Source organism: Streptococcus mitis (assembly GCF_000722705.1).
GTDB classification, from domain to species: domain Bacteria; phylum Bacillota; class Bacilli; order Lactobacillales; family Streptococcaceae; genus Streptococcus; species Streptococcus mitis_P.
In genome coordinates this window covers 187,972-203,042 of record NZ_JPFW01000008.1, presented here as the reverse complement: position 1 = coordinate 203,042, position 15,071 = coordinate 187,972, and the positions used below count along the sequence as shown (strand labels likewise).

15 protein-coding genes are annotated in these 15,071 nt (G+C 40.7%); 13 read left to right on the top strand and 2 right to left on the bottom strand.

Annotated features, from left to right (window positions below; genetic code table 11):
• Nucleotides 1-26 precede the first annotated feature (26 nt).
• Nucleotides 27-461, bottom strand: a complete 435-nt coding sequence (locus SK642_RS06135; protein WP_033683873.1) for a DUF6556 family protein — start codon at nucleotides 459-461, stop codon at nucleotides 27-29.
• 138 nt (nucleotides 462-599) lie between these two features.
• On the opposite strand from SK642_RS06135, the gene SK642_RS06130 reads away from it, so the two are divergent.
• The 9 genes from SK642_RS06130 to SK642_RS06090 all read left to right on the top strand — a co-directional run bounded on the left by SK642_RS06130 (nucleotide 600) and on the right by SK642_RS06090 (nucleotide 9,615).
• Nucleotides 600-1,742 carry a cysteine desulfurase family protein gene (locus SK642_RS06130; RefSeq protein ID WP_033683871.1) on the top strand — a complete coding sequence of 381 codons (1,143 nt, stop codon included), beginning with the start codon at nucleotides 600-602 and terminating at the stop codon, nucleotides 1,740-1,742.
• 8 nt (nucleotides 1,743-1,750) lie between these two features.
• Nucleotides 1,751-2,965, top strand: a complete 1,215-nt coding sequence (thiI, locus tag SK642_RS06125; protein ID WP_033683869.1) for a tRNA uracil 4-sulfurtransferase ThiI — start codon at nucleotides 1,751-1,753, stop codon at nucleotides 2,963-2,965.
• Nucleotides 2,966-3,100: 135 nt separating this feature from the next.
• Complete coding sequence (locus tag SK642_RS06120) at nucleotides 3,101-3,925, top strand: alpha/beta hydrolase (protein WP_033683868.1); 825 nt, start codon at nucleotides 3,101-3,103, stop codon at nucleotides 3,923-3,925.
• An 18-nt stretch (nucleotides 3,926-3,943) separates the two neighbouring features.
• Nucleotides 3,944-4,684: an esterase family protein gene (locus tag SK642_RS06115; protein ID WP_033683867.1), complete on the top strand. Its 741-nt coding sequence runs from the start codon at nucleotides 3,944-3,946 to the stop codon at nucleotides 4,682-4,684.
• A gap of 12 nt (nucleotides 4,685-4,696) precedes the next feature.
• On the top strand, nucleotides 4,697-5,863 hold the full coding sequence (locus tag SK642_RS06110; RefSeq protein WP_033683866.1) for an ATP-grasp domain-containing protein: 1,167 nt from the start codon (nucleotides 4,697-4,699) through the stop codon (nucleotides 5,861-5,863).
• Between the two features lie 158 nt (nucleotides 5,864-6,021).
• Complete coding sequence (gene gla, locus SK642_RS06105; protein ID WP_033683865.1) at nucleotides 6,022-6,927, top strand: aquaglyceroporin Gla; 906 nt, start codon at nucleotides 6,022-6,024, stop codon at nucleotides 6,925-6,927.
• 125 nt (nucleotides 6,928-7,052) lie between these two features.
• Complete coding sequence (locus SK642_RS06100) at nucleotides 7,053-7,778, top strand: CppA family protein (RefSeq protein WP_033683863.1); 726 nt, start codon at nucleotides 7,053-7,055, stop codon at nucleotides 7,776-7,778.
• Complete coding sequence (locus tag SK642_RS06095) at nucleotides 7,775-8,707, top strand: serine hydrolase domain-containing protein (RefSeq protein ID WP_033683861.1); 933 nt, start codon at nucleotides 7,775-7,777, stop codon at nucleotides 8,705-8,707. The genes SK642_RS06100 and SK642_RS06095 overlap by 4 nt, the downstream gene beginning before the upstream one ends.
• 11 nt (nucleotides 8,708-8,718) lie before the next feature.
• Nucleotides 8,719-9,615 carry a DMT family transporter gene (locus SK642_RS06090; protein WP_033683859.1) on the top strand — a complete coding sequence of 299 codons (897 nt, stop codon included), beginning with the start codon at nucleotides 8,719-8,721 and terminating at the stop codon, nucleotides 9,613-9,615.
• Between the two features lie 143 nt (nucleotides 9,616-9,758).
• Here the strand turns inward: SK642_RS06090 and SK642_RS06085 are convergent, their stop codons facing one another.
• Complete coding sequence (locus SK642_RS06085) at nucleotides 9,759-10,457, bottom strand: GntR family transcriptional regulator (RefSeq protein WP_033683857.1); 699 nt, start codon at nucleotides 10,455-10,457, stop codon at nucleotides 9,759-9,761.
• A gap of 255 nt (nucleotides 10,458-10,712) precedes the next feature.
• On the opposite strand from SK642_RS06085, the gene guaA reads away from it, so the two are divergent.
• From guaA to atpB, 4 genes are all read left to right on the top strand, one after another.
• Entirely contained in the window at nucleotides 10,713-12,275 is a 1,563-nt protein-coding gene (gene guaA, locus SK642_RS06075; protein ID WP_033683854.1) for a glutamine-hydrolyzing GMP synthase, read from the top strand.
• A gap of 241 nt (nucleotides 12,276-12,516) precedes the next feature.
• Entirely contained in the window at nucleotides 12,517-13,803 is a 1,287-nt protein-coding gene (locus SK642_RS06070; RefSeq protein WP_000169104.1) for a peptidase U32 family protein, read from the top strand.
• Between the two features lie 313 nt (nucleotides 13,804-14,116).
• The gene (locus SK642_RS06065; RefSeq protein ID WP_001054557.1) at nucleotides 14,117-14,317 is read left to right on the top strand and encodes a F0F1 ATP synthase subunit C; all 201 of its coding nucleotides are present in this window, start codon (nucleotides 14,117-14,119) and stop codon (nucleotides 14,315-14,317) included.
• 32 nt (nucleotides 14,318-14,349) lie between these two features.
• Complete coding sequence (gene atpB / locus SK642_RS06060; RefSeq protein ID WP_000392863.1) at nucleotides 14,350-15,063, top strand: F0F1 ATP synthase subunit A; 714 nt, start codon at nucleotides 14,350-14,352, stop codon at nucleotides 15,061-15,063.
• Nucleotides 15,064-15,071: the final 8 nt, after the last annotated feature.

Genomic DNA, 15,071 nt, shown 5'->3' with positions numbered 1-15,071 from the left:
AGTTTGGAGGGAAGCTATTTTACTGGCTATTGATTACTTTTGTTTTCTGAAGTTGGGGTATTGGACTGTTTTTCATTTTTAGCGGCAGGTTTACTTTGAGTAGGAGCAGGGGTAGAAGAATCCTGAGTTGCTGTTTTCTGCTCTTCTTTTTTATCTTCCTTGACGCTGGATTTTGGCGTTTCCTCTTGCTGTGTTTTTTCTTGGGTAGTGTTAGTTTCCTTATTGGGACTGGTGTTTTCCTTAGGGGATTCTTTTTGAATTTCTTTGACAATGGTTGTCGTCTGGCTTGTCGTAGGTTCTTTTTTAGTATTTTTGTTATTATCCAAGGCGTTCATGATTGTGATACTTGCGGTAATTAAGCCAAGGATACTAGCGATTGTAGCAACGGTTTTTTGAAAGATCGTGAAGCCTTTTTTGATGTGTTCTGTTTTTGGTTTTGAAGTTCTACGATAATTAGACATACATTTTCTCCTTTAATTAAAATTTATTATACCGCATTTCTTTAAAAAAATCTTAAAAAAAGAGGAATTGCCCTTTCTTGTCGCAAGCTCCGTTTCATGATACAATAGAAGGAGTGATTTTAGAAAGCGTGAGAAAACATGATTTACTTTGATAATTCAGCGACGACCAAGCCCTATCCTGAAGCCCTTGAAACCTATATGCAGGTGGCTTCAAAAATTTTAGGAAATCCATCTAGTCTCCATCGTTTGGGAGACCAGGCAACACGAATCTTAGATGCTTCCCGCCAACAGATTGCAGATTTAATTGGTAAGAAAAGTGATGAAATCTTCTTTACTTCTGGTGGAACAGAAGGGGATAACTGGGTTATCAAGGGTGTGGCCTTTGAAAAAGCTCAGTTTGGCAAGCACATTATCGTATCAGCCATCGAACATCAAGCAGTTAAGGAATCAGCCCTCTGGTTGAACTCTCAAGGTTTTGAAGTAGATTTTGCTCCAGTTGATGAGCAAGGATTTGTGGATGTTGAAGCTCTAGCAGGTTTGATACGGCCTGATACAATCCTAATTTCTGTCATGGCTGTGAACAATGAAATCGGCTCTATCCAACCTATTGAGGCTATTTCAGAACTATTGGCAGACAAGCCAACGATTTCCTTCCACGTTGATGCGGTTCAGGCACTTGCTAAGATTCCGACTAAAAAATATCTAACAGAACGAGTGGATTTTGCGACCTTCTCGAGTCATAAGTTTCATGGTGTCCGTGGTGTTGGCTTTGTCTATATCAAATCTGGCAAGAAGATTACGCCGCTTTTAACAGGTGGTGGGCAGGAGCGTGATTATCGTTCGACAACTGAAAATGTGGCAGGGATTGCAGCGACAGCCAAGGCCCTCCGTTTGTCTATGGAAAAGCTAGATTTCTTTACTAGTAAGACTGGACAGATGAAGGCAGTGATTCGTCAAGCCCTTCTAGACTATCCAGATATTTTTGTCTTTTCAGATGAGGAAGGCTTCGCCCCTCATATCCTGACTTTTGGAATTAAGGGTGTTCGTGGTGAAGTCGTTGTTCACGCCTTTGAAGACTATGATATTTTTATTTCTACGACCTCTGCTTGTTCATCCAAGGCTGGTAAACCTGCAGGTACCTTGATTGCCATGGGAGTGGACAAGGATAAGGCCCAGTCAGCTGTGCGTTTAAGCCTAGACCTTGAAAATGATATGAGTCAGCTCGAGCAGTTTTTGACCAAGCTAAAATTAATTTACAATCAAACTAGAAAAGTAAGATAGGAGCATTTATGCAGTATTCAGAAATTATGATTCGCTATGGAGAATTATCAACCAAACACAAAAATCGTATGCGTTTCATCAATAAACTTCGTAATAATATTTCAGACGTTTTGTCTATCTATCCCCAAGTTAAGGTAACCGCAGATCGCGACCGTGCCCACGCTTACCTCAATGGGGCGGATTACACAGCGGTTGCAGAATCACTTAAGCAAGTCTTTGGTATTCAGAATTTCTCTCCAGTATATAAGGTTGAAAAATCTGTAGAAGTTTTGAAGTCTGCTGTCCAAGAGATTATGAAAGAAACTTACAAGGAAGGGATGACCTTTAAAATCACTAGTAAGCGTAGCGACCACACCTTTGAACTTGATAGTCGTGAACTCAATCAAACTCTTGGTAGTGCTGTTTTCAAGGCTATTCCAAACGTGAAAGCTCAGATGAAAAATCCAGATATTAATCTTCAGGTTGAGATTCGTGAGGAGGCAGCTTATATTTCCTATGAAACCTTCCGTGGAGCAGGAGGATTACCCGTGGGTAGTTCTGGTAAAGGCATGCTCATGTTGTCAGGAGGAATTGATTCACCTGTGGCAGGTTATCTAGCTCTTAAACGAGGGGTAGATATTGAGGCTGTTCACTTTGCCAGCCCACCTTATACTAGTCCTGGTGCCCTCAAGAAAGCCCAAGATTTGACTCGTAAATTAACCAAGTTTGGTGGAAATATCCAGTTTATCGAAGTACCTTTCACAGAGATTCAAGAGGAAATCAAGGCTAAAGCGCCAGAAGCCTACCTCATGACCTTGACGCGTCGCTTTATGATGCGGATTACCGACCGTATTCGTGAGGTGAGAAATGGTTTAGTTATCATCAATGGGGAAAGTCTTGGTCAAGTAGCTAGCCAGACCTTGGAAAGTATGCAGACTATCAACGCTGTGACCAGCACTCCAGTCATTCGTCCTGTGGTTACTATGGACAAATTGGAAATCATTGACATTGCCCAGGCAATCGATACCTTTGACATTTCTATCCAACCTTTTGAGGACTGTTGTACGATTTTTGCACCTGACCGTCCTAAGACCAATCCTAAGATTAAGAATGCAGAGCAGTATGAAAAACGGATGGATGTTAAGGGCTTAGTTGAGCGAGCAGTGGCAGGGATTATGATTACTGAAATCACACCTCAAGCTGAAAAAGATGAAGTGGATGACTTAATTGATCATCTGCTCTAATCAGAAAATCCAAAAGAATTTAGAAAATTAAATGAAAAAGTTAGTTTCTAATCCAAAAATGGAAGCAAAACTGACTTTTTTTCTATTTTTATGATATAATGAGATAAAATTTTGAATATAGAGAGTTTTCTGACAATGAATCAATCCTACTTTTATCTAAAAATGAAAGAACACAAACTCAAGGTTCCTTACACTGGTAAGGAGCGCCGTGTACGTGTTCTTCTTCCTAAAGATTATGAGAAAGACACGGACCGTTTCTATCCTGTTGTTTACTTTCATGACGGTCAAAATGTTTTTTATAGTAAAGAGTCCTTCATTGGCCATTCATGGAAGATTATCCCAGCTATTAAGCGCAATCCTGATATTAGTCGTATGATTGTCGTTGCTATTGATAATGATGGTATGGGGCGGATGAATGAGTATGCGGCTTGGAAGTTCCAAGAATCTCCTATCCCTGGGCAGCAGTTTGGTGGTAAGGGTGTGGAGTACGCCGAGTTTGTCATGGAGGTGGTCAAGCCTTTTATCGATGAGACCTACCGTACAAAAGCTGATCGCCAGCATACGGCCATGATTGGGTCCTCACTAGGAGGGAATATTACCCAGTTTATCGGTTTGGAATATCAAGACCAAATCGGTTGTCTAGGTGTCTTTTCATCTGCCAACTGGCTGCACCAAGAAGCCTTTAACCGCTATATCGAGCGCCAGAAACTATCGCCTGACCAGCGGATCTTTATCTATGTAGGAACAGAAGAAGCAGATGATACAGACAAGACCTTGATGGCTGGCAATATCAAGCAAGCCTATATTGATTCATCGCTACGCTATTACCATGATTTGATAGCAGGGGGAGTACATCTGGATAATCTTGTGCTGAAAGTTCAGTCTGGTGCCATCCATAGTGAGATTCCATGGTCGGAAAATTTACCAGACTGTCTGAGATTTTTTGCAGAAAACTGGTAAAGTAAGAAAGGAGAAAATATGCATATTGAACATCTTAGCCACTGGAGTGGCAATCTTAACCGTGAAATGTACCTTAACCGTTATGGTCATGCTGGGATTCCAGTTGTGGTCTTTGCTTCATCAGGTGGTAGCCATAACGAATACTATGATTTTGGCATGATTGATGCCTGTGCTTCCTTTATAGAGGAAGGCCGTGTCCAGTTCTTCACCCTATCCAGTGTTGACAGTGAGAGCTGGTTGGCCACTTGGAAAAACGGTCATGACCAAGCAGAGATGCACCGTGCCTACGAACGCTACGTGATTGAGGAAGCCATTCCTTTTATCAAGCATAAGACAGGTTGGTTTGATGGCATGATGACGACAGGTTGCTCAATGGGCGCCTACCATGCACTCAATTTCTTCCTCCAGCATCCAGACGTCTTTACCAAGGTGATTGCTCTCAGTGGTGTTTACGACGCACGTTTCTTTGTCGGCGATTACTACAACGACGATGCTATTTACCAAAACTCACCAGTAGACTATATCTGGAATCAGAATGATGGCTGGTTTATTGACCGCTACCGTCAGGCAGAAATTGTGCTTTGTACGGGGCTTGGTGCTTGGGAACAAGACGGGCTACCATCCTTTTACAAGCTCAAAGAAGCCTTTGACCAAAAACAAATTCCAGCCTGGTTTGCTGAATGGGGACACGATGTCGCCCACGACTGGGAATGGTGGCGCAAACAAATGCCTTATTTCCTCGGAAATCTCTATTTATAAAAGGAGTTACCTATGAATTACCTTGTTATTTCTCCCTATTATCCACAAAACTTTCAACAGTTTACTATTGAACTAGCCAATAAAGGTATTACCGTCTTGGGGATTGGTCAGGAACCTTACGAGCAATTGGATGAACATTTACGCAATAGCCTGACCGAGTATTTCCGTGTAGATAACCTTGAGAACATAGATGAAGTCAAACGCGCAGTTGCTTTTCTCTTTTATAAACATGGCCCCATTGATCGTATTGAGTCTCATAATGAATACTGGCTTGAGCTGGATGCAACACTCAGAGAACAATTCAATGTCTTTGGTGCCAAACCAGAGGATCTCAAAAAGACGAAATATAAGTCTGAAATGAAGAAACTTTTCAAAAAAGCAGGTGTCCCTGTGGTCCCTGGAGCTGTTATCAAGACGGAAGCAGATGTTGATCAAGCTGTGAATGAAATCGGCCTTCCAATGATTGCCAAACCTGATAATGGAGTGGGAGCAGCCGCAACCTTTAAGCTTGAGACAGAAGATGATATCAATCACTTCAAACAAGAATGGGACCATTCAACCCTTTATTTCTTTGAAAAATTTGTCACTTCCAGTGAAATCTGTACCTTTGACGGTCTAGTAGACAAGGATGGTAAGATTGTTTTCTCAACAACCTTCGACTACGCCTATACACCGCTTGATCTCATGATGTATAAGATGGACAATTCCTACTATGTGCTAAAGGATATGGATCCTAAACTACGCAAGTATGGGGAAGCAATTGTCAAAGAATTTGGTATGAAAGAACGGTTCTTCCATATCGAGTTCTTCCGTGAAGGAGACGATTATATTGCCATTGAGTACAATAACCGTCCTGCAGGTGGTTTTACCATTGATGTTTATAACTTTGCTCATTCCTTGGACCTCTACCGAGGCTATGCGGCGATTGTCGCAGGAGAAGAGTTCCCAGTGTCAGAGTTTGAACCTCAGTATTGTTTGGCTACATCACGTCGTGCAAATGCTCACTATGTCTATTCTGAGGAGGACTTGCTTGCTAAATATAGCCAGCAGTTCAAGGTGAAAAAAATCATGCCAGCAGCCTTCGCGGAACTTCAAGGAGATTACCTTTATATGCTGACAACTCCGAGTCGACAAGAAATGGATCAGATGATTGCAGATTTCGGACAACGTCAAGAATAAGAAGTATAGGATTAAGGAGAATAACTTTCTTAATCCTTTTGTTTTTTATAAGAAATAAAACCGCTTTCTCATATATTCTTTTTAAAAACCTGTTGCTAAAAGAAATAAAAATTGATAGAATAAGGATTGTCTAAAAAATTTTAAGGAGAATCTATCAAATGGATTTCACATGGGCAATTAAATATGCCACTGAATTTTTGGCTACTGCTCTTTTGATCATTCTTGGAAATGGTGCAGTTGCTAACGTTGAACTTAAAGGTACGAAAGGTCACCAAAGTGGCTGGATCGTTATCGCTGTTGGTTACGGTATGGGGGTTATGATTCCTGCCTTGATGTTTGGTAACGTATCTGGAAACCACATCAACCCAGCCTTCACTCTTGGACTTGCAGTAAGCGGTCTCTTCCCTTGGGCACAAGTTGCGCCTTATATCATCGCACAAGTTTTGGGTGCTATCTTTGGTCAAGCCTTGGTTGTGGCAACACACCGCCCATACTACTTGAAAACTGAAAATCCAAACAATATCTTGGGTACTTTCTCAACAATTTCAAGTTTGGATAATGGTACAAAAGAATCACATTTCACAGCAACTGTTAATGGTTTTGTAAACGAGTTTGTTGGTTCATTTGTTCTTTTCTTCGCAGCTCTTGGATTGACTAAAAACTTCTTTGGTGCTGAATTAGTATCAAAAGCACAAGCGGCCATTAATGCTCAAGTTGCTCAAGCAACTACTCAAGGTCAAACAATTCCTCAAGAGCAAGTAACAGCAGCACTTGACCAAGCTAAAGAACAAGTAGCACCATTTATGACATCTGGTCTTGGAATTGCTCACTTGGCACTTGGTTTCCTCGTTATGGCCTTGGTAACATCACTTGGTGGACCTACAGGACCTGCTTTGAACCCAGCGCGTGACTTGGGACCACGTCTCCTTCATGCTTTCCTTCCAAAATCAGTTCTTGGTGAGCACAAAGGCGATTCAAAATGGTGGTATTCTTGGGTACCAGTAGTAGCACCTATCGCAGCAGCAATTGCGGCAGTAGCTATCTTCAAATTCCTTTACCTATAAGAAATTGAAACCGAGGAAATCCTCGGTTTTTTTAGATGAAATTTTTACGAAAAATTGGTAAATTTGAGCATAATATCTTGTAAAAAAATCTAAAATCCTTTAAAATAAAAGAGTTGGAGGAATTTATGAATGTAAATCAAATTGTACGGATTATTCCTACTTTAAAAGTTAATAATAGAAAATTAAATGAAACTTTTTATATTGAAACCCTTGGCATGAAGGCCTTGTTAGAAGAGTCAGCCTTTCTGTCACTAGGTGATCAAACAGGTCTAGAAAAACTGGTTTTAGAAGAAGCTCCAAGTATGCGTACTCGTAAGGTAGAGGGACGAAAGAAGCTAGCTAGATTGATTGTCAAGGTGGAAAATCCCTTAGAAATTGAAGGCCTCTTATCTAAAACGGATTCGATTCATCGATTATATAAGGGACAAAATGGCTACGCTTTTGAAATCTTTTCACCAGAAGATGATTTGATTTTGATTCACGCAGAAGATGACAGAGCAAGTCTAGTAGAAGTAGGAGAAAAACCTGAATTTCAAACAAATTTGGAATCAATTTCTTTAAGTAAATTTGAGATTTCTATGGAATTACATCTCCCAACTGATGTCGAAAGTTTCTTGGAATCATTTGAAATTGGTGCATCACTTGATTTTATCCCAGCTCAGGGGCAAGATTTGACTGTGGACAATACGGTTACTTGGGACTTGTCTATGCTCAAGTTCTTGGTCAATGAATTAGACTTAGCAAGTTTACGCCAGAAATTTGAGTCTACCGAATATTTTATTCCTAAGTCTGAAAAATTCTTCCTTGGTAAAGATAGAAATAATGTTGAATTGTGGTTTGAAGAAGTATGAAGTGGACCAAGATTATTAAAAAAATAGAAGAACAAATCGAGGCAGGGATTTATCCTGGAGCCTCTTTTGCGTATTTTAAGGGCAATCAATGGACGGAGTTCTATGTCGGCCAGAGTGACCCAGAGCATAGCTTGGGTACTGAGACAGGACTAGTTTATGACCTTGCTAGTGTCAGTAAGGTTGTTGGAGTTGGCACCGTTTTTACCTTCTTGTGGGAAAACGGTCAATTAGATATTGACAGACCGGTAACAGATTTTTTAGCTGAGAGTGATTATCCAGACATCACTATTCGCCAGCTCTTAACCCACGCTACAAATCTTGATCCGTTTATTCCCAATCGTGATCTTTTAACAGCCTCAGAATTAAAGGAAGCGATGTTTCATCTCAATAGACGAAGTCAGCCAGCCTTTCTTTATTCGGATGTTCATTTTTTACTTTTGGGTTTTATCTTGGAAAGAATCTTTAATCAAGACTTGGATGTGATTTTACAAGAACAAGTCTGGAATCCTTGGAGAATGACGGAAACCCAATTTGGACCTGTTGAGCTTGCTGTTCCAACAGTCAGAGGTGTCGAGGCAGGTCTGGTACATGATCCCAAGGCTCGCCTCCTAGGCAGACATGCTGGTAGTGCTGGTTTATTTTCGACTGTAAAGGATTTACAAATCTTTTTAGAACACTATTTAGAGGATGATTTTGCAAGAGATTTGAGTAAAAATTTTTCTCCTTTGGATGACAAGGAACGTTCTTTGGCATGGAATTTGGAAGGAGATTGGCTAGACCATACGGGCTATACAGGTACCTTTATCATGTGGAATCGTCAGAAGCAAGAAGCGGCTATTTTCCTATCGAATCGTACCTATGAAAAGGATGAGAGGGCTCAATGGATTGTAGACCGCAATCAAGTGATGGACTTGATTCGCAAAGAATAGTAAGGAGAGACATGTCAAATAGTTTAAAAGGGACTCTATTAACAGTTGTGGCTGGGATTGCTTGGGGCCTGTCAGGAACGAGTGGGCAATACCTGATGGCACACGGAATTTCGGCCCTGGTCTTGACCAACTTGCGTCTTTTAATCGCTGGCGGGATTCTCATGCTCTTGGCTTATGCTACTGCAAAGGATAAAATGCTGGCCTTTTTAACGGATAGAAAGAGTTTGCTGTCTCTTCTTCTTTTTGCTCTAATTGGTCTATTCCTCAATCAATTTGCCTATCTAACTGCTATTCAGGAGACCAATGCAGGTACCGCGACAGTGCTTCAGTATGTTTGCCCTGTCGGGATTTTGACTTATAGCTGTATCAAGGATAAGGTGGCGCCGACACTGGGAGAGATTGTTTCTATCATATTAGCCATCGGAGGAACCTTCCTGATCGCAACACATGGGCAGTTGGACCAGTTATCTATGACACCTGCAGGTCTGTTCTGGGGTCTCTTTTCTGCTCTGACTTACGCACTTTATATCATTTTACCCATAGCCTTGATTAAGAAGTGGGGGAGTAGCTTGGTCATTGGTGTGGGAATGGTCATAGCAGGTTTGGTCGCCCTTCCTTTTACAGGGGTTCTACAGACTACTATCCCAACAAGTCTTGATTTTCTCCTTGCTTTTGCGGGCATTATTCTTATCGGAACTGTCTTTGCCTATACAGCTTTCCTTAAAGGAGCCAGTCTGATAGGACCGGTCAAGTCAAGCTTGTTGGCTTCAATTGAGCCAATCTCGGCGGTTTTCTTTGCCTTCCTAATTATGAATGAACAATTTTATCCCATTGATTTTCTTGGCATGGCAATGATTTTAATTGCAGTAACTCTGATTTCTTTGAAAGATTTACTCTTAGAAAAATAAAAAAGACTCTTTGTCGTCCGTGACAGAGAGTTTTTGCGTAGTATTTTATACTCAATGAAAATCAAAGAGCAAACTAGCCGCAGGCTGTACTTGAGTACGGCAAGGCGACGTTGACGCGGTTTGAATTTGATTTTCGAAGAGTATTAATTATTTTCAAGATAAAATTCAAAGCGTTCGCCTACATACTGACTTTTTACGTATTCAAAAGCAGTTCCATCTTCTAGGTAGGAAACCTGAGTCAGACCAAGAATAGCATGTCCTTTTTCAACTTCCAAATAGTGGGCAATTTTTTCTTTAGCAAGGCGAGCATAGATGGTCTGATGTGATTTACCGATACGGTAGCCGTGTTTTTGTAGAGTCTGGAAGAAATGACTAGTGATTTCTTCTTTTTTAAAGTCCTTAATGAATTTCTCAGGAATAGAAGCAACTTCATAAACCAGAGGGACTTGGTCGGCATAGCGGACCCGTTCCATTCGGATAATATTTTCCGTTGGAGAAATGCCTAACTTGGCAACTTCCTGCTCATTGGGAATGGTTTTTCTGTAGGAAATGAGTTGGCTAGAGGGTACTTTACCCTGGGACTTAACAATTTCAGTAAAACTGGTTGTCCCTCGCATCTTTTCTTGTACTCGAGTACTGGAAACAAAGGTGCCGCTTCCTACACGGCGCTCTAAGACGCCTTCTTCGACTAATAGAGATACGGCTTGGCGGAGGGTCATGCGACTAACCGCAAACTGCTCTGCTAAATCTCGTTCACTGGGAAGTCTCTCCCCAATAGCCCAACGGTGCTCGTCAATATCCTTTTTAATCTGATCATGGATTTTCATATAAGCGGGTAGCATATTTTTCACTTCATTTCTATCTTTTCTCTATTGTACCCCAATAAACTAGAAAAAGTCAAACTTCGCCTTGTTTATACTCTTCGAAAATCTCTTCAAACCACGTCAGCTCTATCTGCAACCTCAAAACAGTGTTTTGAGCAACCTGCGGCTAGCTTCCTAGTTTGCTCTTTGATTTTCATTGAGTATTAGTTGGTAATTCGCCCTTATTTGTGATAGAATATTGGAAAAAGATATTTCTTTTGAGAAAGGAAAAAGATGAGCAACATATCAACTGATTTGCAAGATGTAGAAAAAATCATCGTGCTGGACTATGGTAGCCAATATAACCAGCTGATTTCACGCCGTATCCGTGAGATTGGCGTTTTTTCAGAACTAAAGAGCCATAAAATTTCAGCTGCTGAAGTTCGTGAAATCAATCCTGTAGGAATTATCCTATCAGGTGGTCCAAACTCTGTATACGAAGATGGTTCATTTGATATTGACCCAGAAATCTTCGAACTCGGAATTCCTATTTTGGGAATTTGTTATGGTATGCAGTTATTGACCCATAAACTTGGAGGAAAAGTTGTCCCTGCAGGTGATGCTGGAAATCGTGAATACGGTCAATCAACCCTAACTCACACACCATCAGCGCTTTTTGAATCAACACCTGATGAACAGACTGTTTTGATGAGCCATGGTGATGCGGTTACTGAAATTCCTGCTGACTTTGTTCGTACTGGAACATCAGCTGACTGCCCTTATGCAGCCATTGAAAACCCAGATAAACACATTTACGGTATCCAATTCCACCCTGAAGTTCGCCATTCTATATACGGAAATGATATCCTTCGTAACTTTGCCCTTAACATTTGTAAGGCTAAAGGCGATTGGTCAATGGATAACTTCATTGATATGCAGATCCAAAAAATTCGTGAAACCGTCGGTGATAAACGTGTCCTTCTTGGTCTATCAGGTGGTGTTGACTCTTCAGTTGTTGGAGTTCTTCTCCAAAAAGCGATTGGCGATCAATTGATCTGTATCTTCGTGGATCACGGTCTTCTTCGTAAAGGAGAAGCGGACCAAGTTATGGACATGCTTGGTGGTAAGTTTGGTTTGAATATCGTCAAAGCAGACGCTGCTAAACGTTTCCTTGACAAACTTGCTGGCGTTTCTGACCCTGAACAAAAACGTAAAATCATCGGTAACGAGTTTGTCTATGTCTTTGATGACGAAGCAAGCAAGCTCAAAGATGTGAAATTCCTTGCTCAAGGTACCTTATATACAGACGTTATCGAGTCTGGTACAGATACAGCTCAAACTATCAAGTCACACCACAACGTGGGTGGTCTTCCAGAAGACATGCAGTTTGAACTGATTGAACCACTCAACACTCTTTATAAAGACGAAGTTCGTGCCCTTGGTACAGAGCTTGGTATGCCAGACCATATCGTATGGCGCCAACCATTCCCAGGACCAGGACTTGCTATCCGTGTTATGGGTGAAATCACTGAAGAAAAACTAGAAACAGTTCGTGAATCAGACGCTATCCTCCGTGAAGAAATTGCCAAAGCTGGCCTTGACCGCGATATTTGGCAATACTTCACTGTTAACACAGGCGTTCGTTCAGTTGGGGTTATGGGTGACGGTCGTACGTATGACTACACAATTGCAATCCGTGCCATCACCTCTATTGATGGTATGACTGCTGACTTTGCCAAAATTCCTTGGGAAGTGCTTCAAAAAATCTCAGTACGTATCGTAAACGAAGTGGATCATGTTAACCGTATCGTCTACGATATTACAAGTAAACCACCTGCAACAGTTGAGTGGGAATAATCATCTAAGGACTAATTTATGTAGCTTAATGAGCCAGTATCTTTGGGTACTGGTTTTTACTTGTCTAGACTTTTTGGCTACTTGTTAAAATTGGTTTATATTCGATAGTTTAACAATTATTATACAAAGCTTAAAAGATTAGAATTGTCAAAACAATCTGTCTAGGCTTGATTTTATCGCTTATTTACTATAAAATGAGAAGGAAAAACGTCAAACTTTTATATTGCAAATAGGAGAAAACATGACAAAAACATTAAAACGTCCTGAGGTTTTATCACCTGCAGGGACTTTAGAGAAGCTAAAAGTAGCTGTTCAGTATGGAGCAGATGCTGTCTTTATCGGTGGTCAGGCCTATGGTCTTCGTAGCCGTGCTGGAAACTTTACTTTTGAACAGATGGAAGAAGGCGTCCAGTTTGCGGCCAAGTACGGTGCCAAAGTCTATGTAGCTGCCAATATGGTTATGCACGAAGGAAATGAAGCTGGTGCTGGTGAGTGGTTCCGTAAACTGCGTGATATCGGGATTGCAGCAGTTATCGTATCTGACCCAGCCTTGATTATGATTGCAGCGACTGAAGCACCAGGCCTTGAAATCCACCTTTCTACCCAAGCAAGTGCAACTAACTATGAAACCCTTGAGTTCTGGAAAGAACTGGGCTTGACTCGTGTCGTTTTGGCGCGTGAGGTTTCGATGGAAGAATTAGCTGAAATCCGCAAACGTACAGATGTTGAGATTGAAGCCTTTGTTCACGGAGCCATGTGTATTTCTTACTCTGGTCGTTGTACTCTTTCAAACCACATGAGTATGCGTGATGCTAACCGTGGTGGTTGCTCTCAATCTTGCCGTTGGAAATACGACCTTTACGATATGCCATTTGGTCAAGAACGCAAGAGCTTGAAAGGTGAAATTCCAGAAGAATTTTCAATGTCAGCCGTTGACATGTCCATGATTGACCATATCCCAGATATGATTGAAAATGGTGTGGACAGTCTTAAGATTGAAGGGCGTATGAAGTCTATTCACTACGTATCAACAGTAACCAACTGCTACAAGGCGGCTGTGGATGCCTATCTTGAAAGTCCTGAAAAGTTTGAATCTATCAAACAAGACTTGGTGGACGAGATGTGGAAGGTTGCCCAACGTGAATTGGCAACAGGTTTCTACTACGGTACACCATCTGAAAATGAGCAGTTGTTTGGTGCGCGTCGTAAAATTCCTGAGTATAAGTTTGTCGCTGAAGTGGTTTCTTATGATGATGCGACTCAAACGGCAACCATTCGTCAACGGAATGTCATCAACGAAGGCGATCAAGTTGAGTTTTATGGTCCAGGTTTCCGTCATTTTGAAACGTATATCGAAGATTTGCACGATGCCAAAGGCAATAAAATCGACCGCGCCCCAAATCCAATGGAACTCTTGACTATTAAGGTGCCTCAACCTGTTCAAGCAGGAGACATGGTTCGTGCATTAAAAGAAGGACTCATCAATCTCTATAAAGAAGATGGAACCAGCGTCACAGTTCGTGCTTAATAAGCAAGCAGGATATGAAAGATTTCTAGTTGTTTTCCCTTTAATCCTGCTCACTAAAAGAAAAGAAGTTAAAGAAAATATATCAATTTCGTCCGAGATTTCATCTCGGATTTTTTCATTATTTTTCAGAAAGACCTAGATAATGGTCGGATTTATTACAAGTTTTTTCCAATTTTTTCTATATAATAAGCTCGAAAATAGTAAAATTGTAAATAATTTCCATTAAACGCTTTCAATGTTGGTAAAAAGTTGACAAATCCAATTTTTAGGACTAAACTAAGTAAGTAAATTTTAATTAAAAGGAGAATTCATCATGAATTTAACATTTTTTGGTCTATGTCTTGCCTGTATGGGTGTATCTCTTGGTGAAGGGTTATTGATGAATGGTTTGTTGAAATCAGTAGCTCGCCAACCAGATATTATCGCTGAGTTTCGTAGCTTGATGTTTTTAGGGGTTGCCTTTATTGAAGGAACTTTCTTCGTAACTCTTGTCTTCTCATTTATTATTAAATAACGAAATATAAATTGGAGAAGGGAGAATGTTAGATGGAAGAAAGTATCAATCCAACCATCAATATTGGTCCTGTTACCTTTGATTTAACTTTGACAGCCTTGACTTTGTTGTCTGTGTTTCTGATTTTTGCATTTATCTATTGGGCAAGTCGTAATATGACCTTGAAACCCAAAGGTAAACAAAATGTACTAGAGTATCTCTATGATTTTGTAATTGGATTTACAGAACCTAACCTTGGTTCCCACTACATGAAAGATTACTCACTCTTTTACTTATGCTTATTTCTTTTTATGGTCATCGCCAATAATCTTGGTTTGATGGCTAAACTTCAAACAACAGATGGAACAAACCTTTGGACATCGCCAACTGCAAATCTTTCATTTGACCTTGTCTTGTCTTTCTGTATTATTGTGATGGCGCACATTGAGGGGATTCGTCGTCGTGGGATTAAACAATACCTAAAAGGTTTTGTAACTCCTGCATTTATGACACCGATGAATCTACTTGAAGAAGTCACGAATTTCCTTTCTCTTGCTTTGCGGATTTTTGGGAATATCTTTGCAGGTGAAGTAATGACAAGCTTGCTTCTCTTACTTTCACATCAGGCTATTTTTTGGTATCCAATCGCATTTGGGACAAACTTAGTTTGGACTGCATTTTCCGTGTTCATTTCTTGTGTACAGGCCTATGTCTTTACACTATTATCCTCTATGTACCTAGGAAATAAAATTAATGATGAAGAGTAGAAAGGAGT